This window comes from Neisseria canis, from assembly GCF_900636765.1.
Lineage (GTDB): Bacteria > Pseudomonadota > Gammaproteobacteria > Burkholderiales > Neisseriaceae > Neisseria > Neisseria canis.
The window spans coordinates 101,897-120,073 of the sequence record NZ_LR134313.1; the positions used below are offsets into that span (position 1 = coordinate 101,897).

General features: G+C 45.9%; 17 protein-coding genes and 1 pseudogene. 8 read left to right on the forward strand and 10 right to left on the reverse strand.

Features of this window, described 5'->3' with window-relative positions:
• Window positions 1-201: 201 nt before the first annotated feature.
• The 5 genes from EL143_RS00495 to EL143_RS00505 all read right to left on the reverse strand — a co-directional run bounded on the left by EL143_RS00495 (window position 202) and on the right by EL143_RS00505 (window position 4,540).
• Complete coding sequence (locus EL143_RS00495; RefSeq protein ID WP_085416355.1) at window positions 202-2,295, reverse strand: peptidase domain-containing ABC transporter; 2,094 nt, start codon at window positions 2,293-2,295, stop codon at window positions 202-204.
• Window positions 2,295-3,572, reverse strand: coding sequence for an HlyD family secretion protein (locus tag EL143_RS00500; RefSeq protein WP_085416356.1), 1,278 nt, complete (start codon window positions 3,570-3,572; stop codon window positions 2,295-2,297). Before EL143_RS00500 ends, EL143_RS00495 begins: the two co-directional genes overlap by 1 nt.
• Before the next feature lie 207 nt (window positions 3,573-3,779).
• Complete coding sequence (locus EL143_RS12190) at window positions 3,780-3,953, reverse strand: hypothetical protein (RefSeq protein ID WP_158087826.1); 174 nt, start codon at window positions 3,951-3,953, stop codon at window positions 3,780-3,782.
• A 13-nt stretch (window positions 3,954-3,966) separates the two neighbouring features.
• Window positions 3,967-4,101 (reverse strand): hypothetical protein, encoded by a 135-nt coding sequence (locus tag EL143_RS12810; RefSeq protein ID WP_269471230.1) that lies wholly within the window; start codon window positions 4,099-4,101, stop codon window positions 3,967-3,969.
• Window positions 4,102-4,348: 247 nt separating this feature from the next.
• Window positions 4,349-4,540 carry a bacteriocin gene (locus tag EL143_RS00505; RefSeq protein WP_085416358.1) on the reverse strand — a complete coding sequence of 64 codons (192 nt, stop codon included), beginning with the start codon at window positions 4,538-4,540 and terminating at the stop codon, window positions 4,349-4,351.
• Window positions 4,541-5,250: 710 nt separating this feature from the next.
• Here EL143_RS00505 and EL143_RS00510 point away from each other — a divergent pair.
• Window positions 5,251-5,541 (forward strand): annotated as a pseudogene (locus EL143_RS00510) (transposase); the annotation flags it as partial.
• A gap of 301 nt (window positions 5,542-5,842) precedes the next feature.
• Here EL143_RS00510 and EL143_RS00515 read toward each other — a convergent pair.
• From EL143_RS00515 to EL143_RS00525, 3 genes are all read right to left on the reverse strand, one after another.
• Window positions 5,843-6,037 carry a class IIb bacteriocin, lactobin A/cerein 7B family gene (locus tag EL143_RS00515; protein ID WP_126326464.1) on the reverse strand — a complete coding sequence of 65 codons (195 nt, stop codon included), beginning with the start codon at window positions 6,035-6,037 and terminating at the stop codon, window positions 5,843-5,845.
• 57 nt (window positions 6,038-6,094) lie between these two features.
• Window positions 6,095-6,262 carry a class IIb bacteriocin, lactobin A/cerein 7B family gene (locus EL143_RS00520; protein ID WP_085416360.1) on the reverse strand — a complete coding sequence of 56 codons (168 nt, stop codon included), beginning with the start codon at window positions 6,260-6,262 and terminating at the stop codon, window positions 6,095-6,097.
• Window positions 6,263-6,342: 80 nt separating this feature from the next.
• A complete protein-coding gene (locus EL143_RS00525) occupies window positions 6,343-6,480 on the reverse strand; it encodes a class IIb bacteriocin, lactobin A/cerein 7B family (protein ID WP_085416361.1) in 138 nt (45 codons plus the stop codon).
• A gap of 405 nt (window positions 6,481-6,885) precedes the next feature.
• Between EL143_RS00525 and EL143_RS00530 the strand changes: the two genes are divergently transcribed.
• The 4 genes from EL143_RS00530 (at window position 6,886) to EL143_RS00550 (ending at window position 13,119) form a co-directional block, all read left to right on the forward strand.
• The gene (locus EL143_RS00530; protein ID WP_085416362.1) at window positions 6,886-8,202 is read left to right on the forward strand and encodes a TolC family outer membrane protein; all 1,317 of its coding nucleotides are present in this window, start codon (window positions 6,886-6,888) and stop codon (window positions 8,200-8,202) included.
• 185 nt (window positions 8,203-8,387) lie between these two features.
• Entirely contained in the window at window positions 8,388-11,090 is a 2,703-nt protein-coding gene (gene ppc / locus EL143_RS00535; RefSeq protein ID WP_085416363.1) for a phosphoenolpyruvate carboxylase, read from the forward strand.
• Between the two features lie 164 nt (window positions 11,091-11,254).
• Window positions 11,255-12,232, forward strand: a complete 978-nt coding sequence (locus EL143_RS00540; RefSeq protein ID WP_085416364.1) for an IS30 family transposase — start codon at window positions 11,255-11,257, stop codon at window positions 12,230-12,232.
• A gap of 548 nt (window positions 12,233-12,780) precedes the next feature.
• Window positions 12,781-13,119 (forward strand): hypothetical protein, encoded by a 339-nt coding sequence (locus tag EL143_RS00550; RefSeq protein WP_126326468.1) that lies wholly within the window; start codon window positions 12,781-12,783, stop codon window positions 13,117-13,119.
• A gap of 119 nt (window positions 13,120-13,238) precedes the next feature.
• Here the strand turns inward: EL143_RS00550 and EL143_RS00555 are convergent, their stop codons facing one another.
• Complete coding sequence (locus EL143_RS00555) at window positions 13,239-15,008, reverse strand: M10 family metallopeptidase C-terminal domain-containing protein (protein WP_158087827.1); 1,770 nt, start codon at window positions 15,006-15,008, stop codon at window positions 13,239-13,241.
• Window positions 15,009-15,187: 179 nt separating this feature from the next.
• Here EL143_RS00555 and EL143_RS00560 point away from each other — a divergent pair, with 179 nt between their 5' ends.
• The 3 genes from EL143_RS00560 (at window position 15,188) to metK (ending at window position 17,655) form a co-directional block, all read left to right on the forward strand.
• Complete coding sequence (locus tag EL143_RS00560; RefSeq protein WP_126326470.1) at window positions 15,188-15,370, forward strand: hypothetical protein; 183 nt, start codon at window positions 15,188-15,190, stop codon at window positions 15,368-15,370.
• Window positions 15,371-15,379: 9 nt separating this feature from the next.
• On the forward strand, window positions 15,380-16,255 hold the full coding sequence (locus EL143_RS00565) for a lysophospholipid acyltransferase family protein (RefSeq protein WP_085416367.1): 876 nt from the start codon (window positions 15,380-15,382) through the stop codon (window positions 16,253-16,255).
• Between the two features lie 230 nt (window positions 16,256-16,485).
• A complete protein-coding gene (gene metK / locus EL143_RS00570; protein WP_085416368.1) occupies window positions 16,486-17,655 on the forward strand; it encodes a methionine adenosyltransferase in 1,170 nt (389 codons plus the stop codon).
• Window positions 17,656-17,749: 94 nt separating this feature from the next.
• Here metK and EL143_RS00575 read toward each other — a convergent pair whose 3' ends face one another.
• Entirely contained in the window at window positions 17,750-18,088 is a 339-nt protein-coding gene (locus EL143_RS00575; protein WP_085416369.1) for a hypothetical protein, read from the reverse strand.
• Window positions 18,089-18,177 lie beyond the last annotated feature (89 nt).

Consider the following 18,177-nt stretch of genomic DNA (forward strand, 5'->3'; position numbering starts at 1 on the left):
TAAGCATAATATCATTTTATCATAAATAATTCTATTAAATTTATTAATCTTGCATACAAAATAATATGTTTTTCTCAATAAAAAGCCAATAGAAAATATATTTTTTTACAATATTACTATTAATATTATTAATAAAATTAAAATTTCAACAAAAATATAAATTAATAATTATAATACCTCAATATACTAAATAGTGCTTATTCAGAATCCTTTTTCAAAATCCAAAACCCTATCTGCAGCATCTATAGTTTCTTTCCTATGAGCCACTACGATTTTAGTCACATTCAGGCTTTTGAGGTTTTCATTAATCGCTCTTTCGTTTTCCACATCTAAGTTACTTGTTGCTTCATCTAAAAATAAAATTTTGGGTTCTTTGTATAAAGCCCGCGCCAAAATGATCCGTTGTTTTTGCCCTCCCGACAAAGCGCTTCCCATATCACCTATCAGAGTTTCATAAGTCATCGGCATTCTCATAATATCTTCATGTATCCTTGCAATAGCGGCGCATTGTACAATTTTTTGCTGATCGGGAGATTCATCAAAAAAGCAGATGTTTTCACTTATAGAGCCTGCAAATAACACATCATCTTGCGTTACCGTACCAATCAGCCCCCTGATAAAGCGAGGAGAAGTTTTATGGATATCATGACCGTTAACCATTACCGTACCTGTTTCCGGTTTTAAATTACCGATCAGAATATTCATTAAAGTCGACTTACCACAACCTGAACTACCGACAAATGCTACTGACTCACCTTGTTTAATATTTAGATTGATATTCTGCAGAATATACGGTTCATTATCAGAATATCGGAAAGAAACATTATTTACCTCAATATTGAGGTCGCCTTCTATTTCAGGAACAAACATTTCCTCTACTTTTTCAGTTTCCGTTTCCGTCAGCACAATATCAGCCAGCCTTTCTGCATGAAGACTGAGCATTTTGATTTTGATAAACTGATCAATCAATTCCCCTATCCGGGTTTCAAACTGGTTTTTATATGCCCAAAATGCTGTGAGTGCACCTACCGAAAAAACACCGTCTAAAATATCATTGGCACCAAGATAAATAATCACGATACCTTCGATACCAAATAATAATTTATTTGCGAAATCAAAAACATTGGTTAATTTTTGAGTAGTCAGATTGGTATTAACAGTATCTACAAACAAAGTCATCCACGAGCTATGCCTCTGCTCGTTTTTTTCAAACAGTTTTACAGTATGAATACCTCGAACCGTTTCCATAAAATAAGTGTTTTGCTTTGCTTCATGTACGATGTTCTCTTCTGTCGCATTCCGCAACGGATAATAAGCCACGATTCTGATTATGATGTATAAAACCAGAGCCACAAGCACAACTACCGACAAAAGCCAGCTGTATAAAAACATCAACACAAGCGTAAATATCGCCATAATACCGCTTAAAACTGCTTTAAATGCGGTCGAAGTTAATGTTTCTTGGATTGAATCAATTGACCCGAATCGTGAAATCACATCACCCAAGTGCCGTTTGGAAAAATAATCGGCCGGTAATTCCAAAAGCCGTTTGAACATATTGGCTTTCCACTGAACATTCAAAGTGGTAGCCAAATGCATATTTACCCACGCTTGTAACAGACCAGTAAGTTGTTCCAGTATTTTTAACAAACCGAAGGCCAGCACCAAAGTAATCAATAAGTTCTTATCGGCCGATAAAACCACATGGTCGATTACCCATTGCATCAAAAAAGGGCTGACCAAAGTAAAGATTTCCAATACCACGGCCAGTATCAACACTTGTGCCAAAGAGCGTTTAATACCTGTAACGCCTTTGAGCAAGGTAAGGATTCTAACTTTCTGTTTTTCCTCTTTTTCTTCAAAGTGCGTATTAGGCCAAAGTTCGAGCGCGATACCTGTGAATTTTTGGGAAACTTCCTCAAGTTTGATTTTGCGCATACCCATTGCAGGGTCCATGATGACAATACCGTCTTTAACCACCGATTTTAAAACAACAAAATGGTTTAAATCCCAATGTAAAATACATGGTACACGCAGGTTTTCCAAATCACCCAAATCCAATCGCAATGCGCGCGAAGTCAGATTCAGATCATTGGCAAAACGCACAATATCGGCAAGCGTTGATCCCTTTTGTGATAAAGAATATTTGTGGCGCATCGTACGTAAATCAGTATGATAGCCATGATAACCCGCAATTGCTGTTAAGCAGGCCAAGCCGCATTCCGCAATTTCCGTTTGAAGTACGACAGGAAGTTTTTTTCCAAATCCAAAAGATAGGCGTTCTAAATATTTCATCAGTTAAACTTCCCTGTGATGCTGTAAAGCGGGTCAAGCACCCATTCATAAAGTTTCTTACGCTCATGCAAAATATCTGCTTCGGCTACCATCCCGATTTGTAGAGGCCTCTCTTCACCATAAACTTTTATCGTTTGCTTCTCCAATTTAACTTTGACCAAATAAACAGGTTCATTACTCCTAGCCTGTGTTTGGTCGGAAAAAATGCTGCCTAAACTTGCCAGCTCCTGTTTACCCAAAGCAGTTTTCGCCACAGAAATAATTTTGCCCTTCGCATGGCCGAATTTTTCGTAAGGATAAGCTTGATAACGCAACACCACTTCATCGTTAGACTTAATAAAACCTATTGCGCTGCTGGGCACATAAAGATTAGCAATCAACTCGGTATTACCCGGAACAATACTTAATAAAAGCGTAGACGGTTCGACTTGCTGCCCAACCTCCACATTCGAAGTACTTACATAGCCCGACCTGCTGGCACGAATCGTTTGCTCTTGCTGTAAATCCAGATTTAACTCTTCCTGTGTTACTTCCGATACCGTACGATTGAGTTGGCTTAATTCCGATTTCTGCTTTTCGGGCAAATCAGCCAAACTCTGCTGCTGGCTGTTTAATTCTCTCAAAATACTGGCTTCTTCGCGTTTTAAAGCATTCAATTGTGAAACCTGATCCAAATAATCGTTTTCATAACCTATCATTTGTTGTTCGGAAATAAAGCCTTGTTTCATCAAAGGGCGGTATTTGTCTATAATCTGTTTTGCCAAAGCAACCCTTTTCTTCTGGCCGCTTTGCTGGCTTTTCACGTCAGACAATTGGGTTTGAAGCTTATGGATACTGTCTTTTAATGTTTTTGCTTCGCCTTTTTGTAGATTTTTTTTCTGTTCGATTTCTTGCAACAACATTTTCTTCTTGGTTTCGGCCTCCCTCACTAATTCGGCACGAATATCTCCCTGCCCGTTATAACGGGGCATTGATAAGGTCAGGAGCTCATCGCCTTCTCTTACCAAATCTCCATCAGAAACTTTCTTATCAGTAATAAAACCCGTATCCGGCGCATAAACCCGCGCCAAACCGGATACAGGAAGCAACTGACCTTCCACCGTAGTTTTTCGGGTGTAACTACCCCAGAATGCAAAAATAACAATCACCGCAGCAACTGCTACCGCACACCATGTTAAGAACACAAAAGAAAATGGCCGGGTCATAACCACATGACCAGTCCATTTATTTTTCTTTGCTTCAAAAACTTCGGGACGGAAAAAATTGTCTGAACTCATAAAATTGCCAAAATAGCTTTCTTAATGGAAATCTAAAGTATCACAAGACCTGAGTAAATTTCAGTTCATTTTTGAGATAGTAATTTTACAAAATAGTTCAACTTAAATTGCAATATAACTAGGGGTTCAACTTAGGCTATTAAGCGAACCCCCTGTTTTAAAAATAACCAATAGATAACTTAATGATTCAAACTTAGCACTGCCAAGTTAATAAGGCATCAAGCGAACAATATCGACAATAGTAGTATAGATATTAAAAGGTGAATCGCGTGGCTCAGTACTAGGTATACTAGGAAAAATAATGTTTAAATCATCATCCATAATAATCATCACACCACCCACTGCATTTCTTAACTCTCCGGCCGTCAAAGTTTTCATCAAACTATCTCCTTGGTTAAATAAATTTGAATAGCTCGGAAATTCTAGAACCATCCCACCAAACACCATCTTTATCAAAAAATGGAGGCGGGTCAATAAATCTGCGGCCACCCGATACAATCTCAAATTCTTGTAATTCTAAAACGCTCATTTCTCACAGCTCCATAAAAAATGAACAGAATCAGTAAGGATTCGGACAAACTACATCGGGGCACTTATCTCCTGGAGGACAAGGATAACAAGGCACCCAAGGATCAATCGGGCGGGGTATCGGTATAGGCTTCCATCTATCAAACCAATCATCCCAAAAACCACCTCCGGCTACATTTTTTAGCTCATTACTGGTCAAAGCTTTCATTACATTATCTCCTTATGATTAAATTTATTAATTAAATTTCTTAATCTTTCAGAATTTCTCGAATTTCGCGCCAATCATCACGAATTTCGCGCCAGTCATCACGGATATTTTTACCTGCTTCCGAAAAAGCATCACCCAAAGTATTAAAACTTTCTTTAATCAGATCGCGAAATACCTTCCAGTTAGCGCCACCAGAAACTTGTTGCAATTGGTTTTTATCAAGCTCTTTCATAAAAGTTCACTCCTTATAAAATTTAGGAATATCGAAAAATAATAAGTTAACCAGGCATTAAACCCTCTTACATACTATCGCCACTTAAAAAATAATTCAATTGTCATTTTTTTATTTTCGGAAATTTTACGTTTACATTTACAATACAAAAATTTATTAACAAGCCAACAAAAAGTTCTAACAGAAACAATACAAAATGTATATTTATTCTTGCTTTTTTATAGTTTTAACACTAGAAGGATAGTTGGCTCAAACACAAAATATGAAAGCAAGGATGATCAATGATTATAGAAATGCCTGTCTGAGAGAGTTTTCAGACAGGCATTATTTATACTACCAAAAATCCTGCAGCTTTAAGTGTAGCATTAGAGCTAAATTTACTCGAATTTCTTACCATATATAACGGTTTGTTGAGATACAGACGAACCCAACAACTACATTTAGTTGCTCTTTCCTATACAATTACTAACCCCAATGAGCCACATCACTACTTATCTGAATTGTCTGAGCCACTGCGCCCATTGCCAAGCAAGAAGCTTAGCGCGAAGGGCAGGACTCGGTGGAGGGGGAACCGGAAACCGGAATCCACCACTAACATTTTCTAATTCATGCAACTTTAATTCAACCATGTTATTCATAATAAATATCCTTAAGTTAATAAATCTTGAAATTATTTAAGGCTACTTAATCCCAGAACAATACCAGCTAAAAAACCCAACAGCTTTGTTTATACAGATTGTTACAAAAGTTATGATGTATTGATATCAGCGAATTCAATCATTTTTGCATCAATTACAGTACACATTTTGATCAACAGCAAAACCGCATGATATTGAGAACTTTTGGAATCAGGCAAAACGGTCATTATGCGTAAGTTCAATGACATTCCTAAAGCCCATTTTGAGCTATACTCGAAAGGATATGAACTGCGTTTTAATCACAGTAAAATAAAGTTTCAATTATCCGTTTTGAAACAATTAGTAAGCGACAATTTAGCCTAGTTATCTAATAAGACAACACTCAATTATATTAATTTTCAAGGATTTGATTTTTCTAAATTTTTAATTTTTATTAATGATCATTGACTTAGTAAATTCTTGAATAAAATTTACTTAAGACTATTCAAACCAACAAAAACTCCACTCAAAAATCCTACGGATCCTAAAATTGCTAAAGCAAATATAATTAGATTCATTTTTACTCTTTCCATTTGTCAATAAACCTTATTTTAATTTGAGAATTTTAAGTTGTGGCAGTTAGGCTTGCATAACACTGAACGCGTGCAAGCCTAATCTAATAAAGTTAGTGTTTTTGACCAAAATACCTTGCAAACTTATATCCACCATAAGCTGTACCAGCGGTTATAGCAGCGCCTCCGACAACACCTGCAACAATTTTCAATCCTTTAATCACGGCAGGAGCCACCAAAAAAGCAGGCAGCGCACCACCATTAACATATTCCAACTCATGCGATTTTAATTCAACCATATTACTCACAAACAAACTCCTATTACAATAAACAAATTTATTAACTAAAATTTAATAAAGTAAAAACTAGTGTTTTTGACCGAAATATCTTGCAAACTTATATCCACCATAAGCTGCAACACCAGTTACAACAACACCCCCTACAATCCTAAGACCCCAAACAACCAAAGCAGGCAGCGCACCACCATTAACATATTCCAACTCATGCGATTTTAATTCAACCATATTATTCATAAATAAAATCCTAATTACAATAAACAAATTTATTAACTAAAAAATATATAACTAAAGTTCTGCAATATTTATTCTGCGCATTAATCTTTTAAAGAAGCAAGACCTACTGTGATCCCCGAACCAAAGCCAGTAGCTGCAAGTGCTGCATACGCACCGATCAATGCTGGAATTACACCACCTGCTACATTTTCCAATTCATATTGATTCAATTCTTTCATTACTTAATACTCCATAGGTTAAAATTCAATGTAAATAAATATCAAGATCTTAAATTTAAGACCTTGTCATAATCAGAGCCCGCTGCCTCAATTTTGTTTCATTAAGTTTTGCATTTTTATGTAAATTTATTTGTTTGTCATAAAATGCTGTTTAGAAAAAATAGCCAACACTAGTGAAACTCTATAATTCCGAATAACCACAATCATAAAAAGCAAACACGAGTCATACCGCAACTGGAATTTATCCATTTTCTGAATAATATAAAGAACATTTAAAATAAAACGGTCATTTATCTATCTTCTTCCTAACCACAAACCATTACTGAAACAACACCTTAAATTATGGAACTATTAAAAAAAATACCATTCAAACTCTTTTTAATACCAATAATCCTCTAAAGAATCATGTCTCGACTCAAATTCTTAGCAGCTGTATTTCCCATTATTTTCTTCTCATCATCAAACAGTTATGCTTTCTCTCTTGCAGAAGCATGGAAAGCAGCAGTTGACTATTCGGCGGATTATTCAGCTTCAAAACATGAACGCGATGCTGAAGCAGAACAAAAACGGATAGCCCGATCGGCCTTACTGCCCAAAATTACAGCAAACGCTTCTTATCAAAGGCATCCTTCATCCAGTTCTTCAGAAACCCGCTCTCAAGGCTGGAATATTCAAGCCAGCCAAGTTTTGTTTGATAAAAGCCGCTATGCTCAATATAAGCAGGGGAAACTTGCAGAAGAATCGGCCAATGCCAAATTAGACAGTAAAGAAGGAGAGCTGCTGCTTAATGTTTCAAAAGCATATTTCGATGTTTTACTTCAAAAAGACAAGCTTTCTGCCATACGCAAAGAAAAATCTGCGTATGAGCAGCAAATGAAACAAGCAAAAGAAATGTTCAAGCAAGGTGCTGCCACGATTATTGATACCCACGAAGCTAAATCCGGTTATGATGCGGCATTGTCAAAAGAAATTGAAACACTTACACAATTGGAAATTGCTGAAAATACTCTGGCCGATATGACCGGTTTAAATCCCAAACTCATTAGAACCATTAAAATTTCTCCCAATAACACAAATTTGCTCGGCTATACCAAAGAACAAGACTGGCAGTCGCTGGCAGAGAGTCATAACCCTGAATGGCTTCAACAAAAATTAGCCTTGGCAAGTTCCAAAGAAGGGCTTAAAGCAGCCAAAGGAAAACATTGGCCTACGGTCACGCTCAACGGAGGCTACCAAAACAATATGAATACGGTAGAAAACGAAGCTTACGGCGGTGAATATAAGTATCGCAGCAAAGGCGGCACCATCTCGGTTGATGTCAACATGCCCCTCTACACCGGAGGAGAAACCTCCAGCCTAATCCGGCAGGCTGCGGCGCAAGAAATGCAGAATCAGGATCTATTAACCGCAACAGAGCGTAAAATCAAACTGGCAATAAAACAAGCTTACCGATCCACCAGCAGCAATAAAATTTTGATGATGGCTCAAGAGCGGCTGCTGGTAACCAACCAAGCTAAACTGGATTCGACCAAATTAGGCCGCCAAGTCGGCGTACGAAACAACTTAGAAGAAATACAGGCCCAACAAAACAAGGCAGAAGCCGAACAAAAACTCGCAGAAGCAAAATACGCTTATGTACAGTCTTATTTACAGCTGCTACAAAGTGCCGGCGTACTTACCGAACCCGAACGCCAAATCCAGATCCATCAAACACTCTATTAAAGTAAATCCCGTTTATTGGGCTTCTCCCTAAATGCCTGTCTGAAAACCTTTTCAGACAGGCATTCTTCACACTTCATTTGACTACATCCCGCTACATTGCTAACAATACTTCCCTATTCCCTTTTTCAGACAGGCATACCGCCTGCCTTCAAGCTTCACATCATTAATAAGGCAAAAGACACATCATGCAATTTCATCAAATCAACAACCCGAAAGACGCCCCGCTGGCCGAAGACGCCGCATTTTTAGGCCAAGCCCTTATCCGCATGCTGGAAAACGAAACCAGCGAAGCCGTAATTTCCGTGGTCAAACAGCTTGCCGAAAGCCAAGACAGCACCCGCATCATCGCCGCCGCGCTGCCCAATCTCAACGCCAAGCAAACCCAAAACCTGATTATCGCGTGCAGCCTGTTTTCCCAAATGCTCAATATCGCCGAAGACGTGCACCACCAGCGCCGCCGCCGCGCCCACGAACAAGGCAGCAACCGGCATGCCGAAGGCAGCGTATCCGGGTTGATCGAAAAGCTCAAAAATGCCGGCATTGATTCGGCAACCCTGCAAAACCAACTTGAACAAACCACCGTAGCCGCCGTGTTAACCGCCCACCCGACGGAAGTGCAGCGGCAGGCCACCTTGAATTTCCACCGCCGCATACGCGCACTCTTACCCTTGCGCGAACAATGTATCGGCCAAGACGAATTAAACAGCCTCCAGCGCGAAATCGAAACCGTGTTGTTGGCTTTGTGGCAAACCAGCGAAACCCGCCATTACAAAATCACCGTAGAAAACGAAATCAATAACGGCGTATCCATTTTCCCGCTCAGCTTCTTTCAGGCCGTGCCGCAGCTCTACCGCAGCATGCAGCAAACTTTTCAGACAGGCTTTCCCGAAATCAAGCTGCCCGATTTACTGCACATCGGCGGCTGGATAGGCGGCGACCGCGACGGCAACCCGTTTGTTTCCGCCAAAACCCTGCGCCACGCCTTCAAGCAGCACGCCGACGCCGTGTTCCACTACTACCGCAAACAGCTTGGCGAACTCTTCGCCGACCTGCCTTTATCCACCCGCCGCGTGCAGGTCAGCAACGCCGTGTTGTCGCTCTCCGAACAATCGCCCGACAACGAAATCGCCCATTTTGAAGAGCCTTACCGCCGCGCCATTGCGCTGATTTCCTCGCGCATCGTCGCCACCGGCCATGCTCTCGGCCTCACGCTCGGCTGCCGCTGGGGCTTGGGCGAACCTTATCCTGACGCAGAAGCATTTATCAGCGATTTGCGCACTTTGCAGCAATCCCTGTTCGACAACGGCAGCCGCCTGCTGGCTGAAGCACGTATTGCCGATTTGATACGCGCCGCTTCCGTGTTCCGCTTCCATTTAATGCCGCTCGATTTGCGCCAACATGCCGCCAAACACGGCGAAGTAGTGGCCGAACTGTTCCGCCACGCCGGTTTGGAAGCCTACCAATCGCTGGGCGAAGCCGAAAAACAAACCGTTTTGCTGCGCGAGCTGCACACCCAGCGCCCGCTTTACAACCCCTATGTTACTTACAGCGAACACACGCAGCACGAGTTGGATATTTTCCACGAAGCCCGCCGCGTGAAAAACGAATTCGGCGAGCAGGCCATCTGCCAAAGCATCATTTCCAACTGCGGGCAGCCCAGCGACCTGCTCGCTCTCGCCCTGATTCTGAAAGAAAGCGGCCTACTCTCCATCAAAGAAGGCCTGCCTGAAAGCCGCATCAACATCGTGCCGCTGTTTGAAACCATCGAAGCCCTGCAAAACGCCACCCGCGTGATGGACACCCTGTTTTCCCTGCCGTGGTACCAAGCCCTGCTCAAAAGCCGCGGCCATATCCAAGAAATCATGCTCGGCTATTCCGACAGCAATAAAGACGGCGGCTATGTCACCAGCTCATGGTGCCTCTATCAGGCCGAGCAGGAATTGGTCGAACTCTTCCGCCGCCGCAACGTGCGCTTACGCCTGTTCCACGGGCGCGGCGGCAGCGTCGGGCGCGGCGGCGGCCCCTCTTACCAAGCCATTCTCGCCCAACCTGCCGGCAGCGTGGCCGGCCGCATCCGCATCACCGAGCAAGGCGAAGTCATCACCGCCAAATACGCCGACCCGGCCAACGCCTGCCGCAACCTCGAAACCCTGGTCAGCGCCACGCTGGAAGCCAGCCTGCTGCCCTATGCAGGCGGAGAACCCGACCCGCAACTGATGCAGGCACTTTCAGAACACGCGTTCAACCACTACCGCGCCCTCATCACCCACCCCGATTTTATCGACTATTTCCTGCAAACCAGCCCGATTCAGGAAATCGCCACCCTGAATCTCGGCAGCCGCCCCGCCAGCCGCAAAACACTGGCGCGCATTCAAGATTTGCGCGCCATTCCCTGGGTATTCTCCTGGACGCAAAACCGCCTGATGCTCCCCGCCTGGTACGGTTTCGGCACCGCCGTCGCCACACTTTGCCGAGAAGCCGGCAAGCTCGAGGCCTTGCAGGAACACGCCCGCAACAACGCCTTTTTCCGCGCCATGCTTTCCAACATGGAGCAAGTGATGGCCAAAACCGACCTGACCATCGCAGAAAACTACACCACCTTGAGCAACCGCCCCGAAGCCACCCGCGCCTTATTCGACATGATCAAACAAGAATACCAAGCCAGCCGCGAAGCCCTGCTCAAGATCCTGCAAACCGACGGGCTGCTCAGCGAAAACCGCAGCCTCGCCCGCTCCCTCGCCTTGCGCATTCCTTACCTAAACGCACTCAACAGCCTGCAAGTGCTGCTGCTAAAAGAACTGCGCCGCTCGCCGGAAAATCAGGAAATCCTCAAACTCGTCCACCTTACCATCAACGGTGTGGCACAAGGATTACGCAACACAGGTTAAGCCCCCGATTGCTTTGCCAACCAAAATGCCTGTCTGAAAACTTTTTCAGACAGGCATTGTTTGGTTGGAACTCCCTGGCGGATTCGGATTTGAAGTGCAACTTTCCATAACAGAAAAAGGCCGGTATGCGGTAGCATACGGCCTTTCCTGCAAGAAAGATTGCCATGAGCTACACACAACTGACCCAAGACGAACGATACCGCATCCAATACCTGTCCCGCCACCACACCGTTACCGAAATCGCCAAACTGCTTAACCGCCACAAAAGCACCATCAGCCGCGAAATCAGACGGCACAGTACACAGAAAAAGCCATACAACGCCGAAAAAGCCCAACAGCAAAGCCGGCTTACCAAACAGCGTAAGCGAAAACCCTATAAGCTCCATTCCCGGCTGATTCAACACATCGACACCCTCATCCGACTCAAACTCAGTCCCGAACAAGTGTGCGCCTATCTGTACAAGCACCACCAAATCACACTCCACCACAGCACCGTTTACCGCTATCTGCGTCAAGACAAAAGCAACGGCGGCACTTTGCGGCAGCATCTCAGAATAGCCGGCAAATCCTACCGTAAACGCTACGGCAGTACATGGAGCAGAGGCAAAGTACCCGACCGCATCGGCATAGAAAACCGACCCGCCATCGTCGACCAAAAATCCCGCATCGGCGATTGGGAAGCCGATACCATCGTCGGCAAAGATCAGAAAAGCGCATTACTGACCTTGGTCGAGCGGGTTACCCGCTACACCATCATCTGCAAGTTGAAGAACTTCAAAGCCAAAGACACCGCCCGCGCAGTCATCAGGGTATTGAAGGCGCATAAAAACAGGGTACACACCATCACCATGGATAACGGCAAAGAATTCTACCGACACATCCGAATAGCCCGGGCATTGGAGGCAGAAACCTATTTTTGCCGCCCCTACCATTCTTGGGAGAAAGGGCTGAATGAAAATACCAACGGACTCATCCGCCAATATTTCCCCAAACAAACCGATTTCCGCAACATCAGCCATCGGGAGATACGCAGGGTTCAAGATGAACTGAACCATAGGCCAAGAAAAACACTTGGCTATGAAACGCCAAGTGTTTTATTCTTGAATCTGTTCCAACCTCTACTGCCTGAGTGTTGCACTTGAAATTCGAATCTAAGGAGCCATATAGTACGGAACTGATTTTGTTGCTGCTTCGGCAGCTTACAAAACCGTTCTCTTTGAACTAAGGCGCAGCAATGCCGTGACAGAAATATAGTCAATCCACTTAACTTTTACTACGGCGTTGCTGCGCCTTGCCGTACTACCTGTACTGTCTGCGGCTTGCTGCCTTGTATTAAAAATTAAGTGGATTGACTATAAAGTTTATTTGCTATATAAATCCTGCACAATGGATGCCTGTCTGAAACCCTCTGTTCCGCCAAGCCCAACCGTCAAAAGTTCAAGAATCTAAACCAATTTTACCTGCCGCAAAATTTATTGACTCTGCATAGCCACTCAATCTGCCTGAAACGCCCGCTATTTAAGGAATGCACGGCCATCCGCCTGCAATCGGCCGTATTTGTTGAAAATTACCCAAAAATGTTCAAATTATCCCGCTTTTAACGCCTGTTTACGCCAAAGCCGCTAGCATGGGAACCGCTGCAACCCGCAGCTTATATCTATATATTTTTAAAAACAGAGAGAGATCGAATATGAAAAAATTAGTTGTATTGGCATCGTCATTATTGGTTTCAGGCAGCCTGCTGGCTGCGCCGGACACTCCCAATCTGCCGACACCTGACCAACCGACTTCCCTGCCGTCAACGCCGGTAGCCGCCCCTGTTAACCAAACCGCACCTGTTCCGCCTGCTCCGCCTGCCGATGCGGAAACCAGCGCCGCGGTTGACAAGGAAGTGAAAAAAGAGAAAAAGGCCAAATCTGCCAAGGCCAAAAAGAAAAACGCCAAAAAGCAGAAAGCTAAAAAATCATTGAACAACCAGACCGAAGCGCCGAAACAGGAAGCTGATCCTGCCTTACAGGGTCAGCCTTAATCCGGCCGGCCAAGACTAAAATGCCTGTCTGAAAACTTTCAGCTTCGCAGAAACCCGCGCCGCTTGTTTTCAGACAGGCATTCTTTATGGTTTGAACCGGCTAAGCGGTTACCGCGTTATTACACAATCCCGGCGTTCGCCACCAATTCTTCCAGCTCCAAATCAGCCGAAGCGTTTTGAACGGTAATGCTGTTTTGATAGGTGTGGCCGTCTTTCACGCCGGTAAAGCTCAATACACCGGTAGAAGCGTTCCAGTTCAGTTTGGAAGCGTCGTTCAAATCGGTAAACACGATTTTGTCGTAGCCGCGGGTGAAATCGGTAATCACATCTTTGCCGCTGTTGCTGTTGGCCGAGAACACAAACACGTCTTTACCTGCGTTGCCGGTAAGCGTGTCGTTGCCCGCTCCGCCGATTAAGATGTCGTTGTTGTGGCTGCCCACCAGTTTGTCGTCTCCGCCCTGCGGGTTGGTATCGACCAAATCTTTGTAGTTTTCGCGCACAAAGCGGATCACTTCCTCATCGCTGCTGGAAATGCCGTTGGCTTTCAGATAATCGCGGATACCGGCCACGGCGTTGTCGTAGCTGCTGCCTTTTACGGTGGTGCCGTCAGACTGCCAGCTCAGATGGTCGATATTCAAACGGTCGCCGACCAAAATGTCTGATGAGCTTGATGAGGCGCGCGTGCCGGCAATGATGGTGTCGTTGCCTGCCGCACCGTTAAACGCATCGCCCAGCAGCAGATCGGAATCATCTATACCGCCGACCAGTTTGGCCGAGCCGCTCACACGGTTGTCTCCCGCCAAAATTTTGCCCTTGTCTTCTACAAAAATACCGAAATCGCCCTCGAAATGACCCCAGTCATAACTCACCCTCAAGGTGGATTTGTCGGTTTGCTGGCCGTTACTTACGGTGTAGGTAACTTCCGGCGTTTCGTAAACGGTGTATGCACCGTTGGAAACAAATTCGTAATCGCCGTTGGCTTTCAGCTGCAAAGTGCCGCCGTCAAACTGGATTTTGTCGCCCGGCTTGTGACCCATACCGCTTTCTTTGAAGCTGGTTACACCCAAGCTTCCGAAAGGCTTGCCGCCCAGCGTGCTGCTGGCGTTGTCCAGCACATTACCGCGGATATCCGCATAAAGCTCATCTTTGTCGATTAAGATGCTTTCTTTGTCGGATGGCTCGCGCAATACTAAGTTGGAAGAAGAAGCAGCATAACCGTTGCTCACGGTAAACGCGATTACCGGTATTTTGGCGCCTTCTTTCAAATCGTCGGCTTTGATGGTGTAGGAGCCGTCGCGGTTAACCGTCACTTCGCCGAAGTTGTCCACTTCCACGGTCTGCCCGCTGGCATAATAGGCGTTGCCCACACGGAAGCCTGCGATATAAGGCTTGTCGGAACCTTCGTAATTATGCAGCACATTGCCGCTGGATTCTCCGTCGTTCAATACGCCTGTGGTGTTCAAATCCACCGACACATTGGCTTTCACATTGGCCTCGGGATAAACCTCGGCTTTTACCTGTTTGTCCAGCGTAATGGTTAATTCGGACTGGTCGGTTTGACCGCCGCTTTTCACGGTGTAACGCACCACGGGCATTTTTACCGCATCAACGCGCTGGCCTTCCACCGAGAAATCATACATACCGTTTGCATTCAGCTTGAACGTACCGATGCCGAAAATCGCGGCAGTCTCTCCCGCTTTGTAGGTCATCCCGTTAATGGAATAGCTTTCTACCTTAGCCGGCTCGTCCGCATTACCCGTATTGCCCAACACATAACCCACAAGCTTGTTGCTGGTTGCTTGAACGGCTTCGTCTCCATCGGTAAACCGGCTTACCGCAGCATTGGCCGCTTGGTTGCCCGCGGCCAAAATAGTTTGATTTTCTCTCATATTACATTTTCTCTTATATGTTATTACCTTAAACAGACTGCTCATCAATCATCATTTTTTGCAGTCATATTAAAGACGCTTTTCATGCCTCATTAGTTCATTACAAATTGAAGGGCAATATACTTATCGAACCTAATTATTTTCAAGATATGGCTTTATTCTATTTTCATTAAATATACATGTTCACCATAATTAGACAAACGGCAGCTATCAGGGTCAAACGCTTAAAGATTGCCGCCCGTAAAACCGGGTTTGGCAACACCCCGGTTTCAGACAGGCATCGGCATTTCCACCACACCAAATCCACATGCCTGATGGGCGCATCCGCCGTTTTCCATTACAATCCGTTTTCCATTTCATGAATCCACATTATGCAGAGCCTCTTATTTTTCCTGTTCCGCTGTTTGGCCGCCTTACCGCTTTCCTGGCTGCACCGCTTGGGCGCGCTATTGGGCAATCTGGCATTTTATTTCGACTCATCCGACAAACAGCGCATTAAGGCCAACCTGCAAGCCGCCGGCCTGAATGCGGACAATGCAACGGTAAAAGCCGTGTTTCAGGAAACCGCCAAAGGCGGCTTGGAGCTGCCCGTAGCCTTTTTCAGGCCGCCGGAACGCATTGAAACTTTGTTTAAAGCGGTACACGGCTGGGAACACGTTGAATCCGCATTAAACGCAGGCGAAGGGCTGCTGTTTATCACTCCGCATATCGGCAGCTACGATTTGGCCGGCCGCTACATCAGCCAGCAGCTGCCTTTTCCACTAACCGCCATGTACAAACCGCCGAAAATCAAAGCATTCGATGCCGTGATGCAGGCAGGCCGCGTGCGCGGCAAAGGCAAAACCGCGCCTACCAATATGCAAGGCGTCAAGCAAATCATCAAAGCCCTGCGCGCAGGCGAAGCAACCATCGTTTTGCCCGACCATGTACCCGCACCCGAAGAAGGCGACGGCGTATGGGCCAAGTTTTTCGGGCGCGACGCCTACACCATGACGCTGGCCGGCAAACTCGCCCAAGTAAAAGGCGTAAAAACCCTGTTTTTCTGCGGCGAAAGGCTGCCGGACGGTCAAGGCTTCGTGCTGCACATCGAGCCGTTGCAAGGCGGACTCAACGGCGACAAAGCCCACGACGCCCAAATCATCAATAACAACGTCGAATACTGGGTGCGCCGCTTCCCCACCCAATACCTGTTTGCCTACAACCGCTACAAACATCCCGCAGGCGCCCCGCAAGCGCCAAACCAATAAATATGCCTGTCTGAAAACACTTTTCAGACAGGCATATTTTCAGTTTACCCAAAATTAATACCAAGCTCAGTAATCAAGCGGCACGAAACAATCCGGTTTAACGCGCAAATTGTTTGTTTTGCCGCCGGATAAAAGCGCCTTTCCGCCCCGTTCTCTGCTATAATTTGCGCCGTTTGGTTTCTATCGGCAAACGGAAAATCTGTTTGCCCTTTTGCAGAAAGAATTTCCCAATGAGCGAATATCTATTCACTTCCGAATCCGTTTCCGAAGGCCATCCCGACAAAGTTGCCGACCAAATTTCCGATGCCATTCTCGATGCCATTCTGGCGCAAGACCCTACCGCCCGCGTGGCAGCGGAAACCCTTGTCAACACAGGCTTATGCGTGTTGGCAGGCGAAGTTACCACCACCGCGCAGGTTGACTACATCAAAGTTGCCCGCGAAACCATCCGGCGCATCGGCTACAACTCTTCCGAGCTGGGCTTCGACGCCAACGGCTGCGCCGTAATGATGTGTTACGACCAGCAATCGCCCGACATCGCACAAGGCGTGAACGAAGGCGAAGGTTTGGATTTGGAACAAGGTGCCGGCGACCAGGGTTTGATGTTCGGCTACGCCTGCGACGAAACCCCGACCCTGATGCCTTTTGCCATTTATTACAGCCACCGCCTGATGCAGCGCCAAAGCGAAGTACGCCGCGACGGCCGCCTGCCGTGGCTGCGCCCCGATGCAAAAGCCCAAATCACCTGCGTTTACGATGCCGAAACCGGCAAGGTGAAACGCATCGACACCGTGGTGCTTTCCACACAACACGAGCCGGAAATCGGGCATGACGCCTTATGCGAAGCCGTAATGGAACACATCATCAAACCCGTATTGCCCGCAGAAATGCTCACGCCCGAAACCAAATACCTGATCAACCCGACCGGCCGCTTCGTAATCGGCGGCCCGCAAGGCGATTGCGGCTTGACCGGCCGTAAAATCATTGTCGACAGCTACGGCGGCGCAGCACCGCACGGCGGCGGCGCTTTTTCAGGCAAAGACCCGACCAAAGTCGACCGCTCCGCTGCCTATGCCTGCCGCTATGTCGCAAAAAACATCGTTGCCGCAGGTTTGGCAACCCAATGCCAGATCCAAGTTTCCTACGCCATCGGCATTGCCGAACCCACTTCGATTTCCATCGACACGTTCGGCACAGGCAAATTAGACGAAGAAGCCCTTATCACTTTGGTACGCAAACATTTTGATTTGCGCCCCAAAGGCATCGTGCAGATGCTCGACCTGTTGCGCCCGATTTACAGCAAAACCGCCGCCTACGGCCACTTCGGCCGCGAAGAACCGGAATTCACTTGGGAGCGCACCGACAAAGCAGCCGCTTTGAAAGCCGAGGCGGGCTTGTAAGCCTTCCGAATCCTTAGCAGCACACCAAATAAAATTAAAATGCCTGTCTGAAACCTTTTCAGACAGGCATTTGTATTAAGCCACCGATAACGGCTTATTTCACAATCTCAACCGGGCCGTGGTCATCGCAATGATCGCCGTGTTGATGGTGCAGGCGGCCGTTTACGATATAGTCGATATGATCGCCGTGCGGCACCGCTTCGTGGCCGCAACCTTCGCCGTGAACATGGCCTGCGCAATCGTGCACCGGTCGGCAACCGTCGGGATTGGTTTCGTTCACTTCTAAAACATGCTCGTCATAATGGCCGTTGTGCTCGTGATGCAGGTGGCCGTCGTGCAGATAATCAACATGATCGCCATGTTTGATGGCGGTGTGTCTGCAATCTTTTCCGTGCACATGATCATGGCTTTGATGGATTTTACAGTCGCTCATGGCAAACTCCTTTTCTGATTGAGGTGGAAGTATTAACCATCATACACGACCTGTTTTTATCTGTAAACCATTGTTATTACATAACATTA

What these genes read in the sequence shown, in the direction of transcription:
- EL143_RS00495 (WP_085416355.1), bottom strand. Translation starts at nt 2,295, where the DNA reads ATGAAATATTTAGAACGCCTATCTTTTGGATTTGGAAAAAAACTTCCT.
- EL143_RS00500 (WP_085416356.1), bottom strand. Translation starts at nt 3,572, where the DNA reads ATGAGTTCAGACAATTTTTTCCGTCCCGAAGTTTTTGAAGCAAAGAAA.
- EL143_RS12810 (WP_269471230.1), bottom strand. Translation starts at nt 4,101, where the DNA reads ATGAGCGTTTTAGAATTACAAGAATTTGAGATTGTATCGGGTGGCCGC.
- EL143_RS00505 (WP_085416358.1), bottom strand. Translation starts at nt 4,540, where the DNA reads ATGAAAGAGCTTGATAAAAACCAATTGCAACAAGTTTCTGGTGGCGCT.
- EL143_RS00520 (WP_085416360.1), bottom strand. Translation starts at nt 6,262, where the DNA reads ATGAATAATATGGTTGAATTAAAATCGCATGAGTTGGAATATGTTAAT.
- EL143_RS00525 (WP_085416361.1), bottom strand. Translation starts at nt 6,480, where the DNA reads ATGAAAGAATTGAATCAATATGAATTGGAAAATGTAGCAGGTGGTGTA.
- EL143_RS00530 (WP_085416362.1), top strand. Translation starts at nt 6,886, where the DNA reads ATGTCTCGACTCAAATTCTTAGCAGCTGTATTTCCCATTATTTTCTTC.
- ppc (WP_085416363.1), top strand. Translation starts at nt 8,388, where the DNA reads ATGCAATTTCATCAAATCAACAACCCGAAAGACGCCCCGCTGGCCGAA.
- EL143_RS00540 (WP_085416364.1), top strand. Translation starts at nt 11,255, where the DNA reads ATGAGCTACACACAACTGACCCAAGACGAACGATACCGCATCCAATAC.
- EL143_RS00550 (WP_126326468.1), top strand. Translation starts at nt 12,781, where the DNA reads ATGAAAAAATTAGTTGTATTGGCATCGTCATTATTGGTTTCAGGCAGC.
- EL143_RS00555 (WP_158087827.1), bottom strand. Translation starts at nt 15,008, where the DNA reads ATGAGAGAAAATCAAACTATTTTGGCCGCGGGCAACCAAGCGGCCAAT.
- EL143_RS00560 (WP_126326470.1), top strand. Translation starts at nt 15,188, where the DNA reads ATGTTCACCATAATTAGACAAACGGCAGCTATCAGGGTCAAACGCTTA.
- EL143_RS00565 (WP_085416367.1), top strand. Translation starts at nt 15,380, where the DNA reads ATGCAGAGCCTCTTATTTTTCCTGTTCCGCTGTTTGGCCGCCTTACCG.
- metK (WP_085416368.1), top strand. Translation starts at nt 16,486, where the DNA reads ATGAGCGAATATCTATTCACTTCCGAATCCGTTTCCGAAGGCCATCCC.
- EL143_RS00575 (WP_085416369.1), bottom strand. Translation starts at nt 18,088, where the DNA reads ATGAGCGACTGTAAAATCCATCAAAGCCATGATCATGTGCACGGAAAA.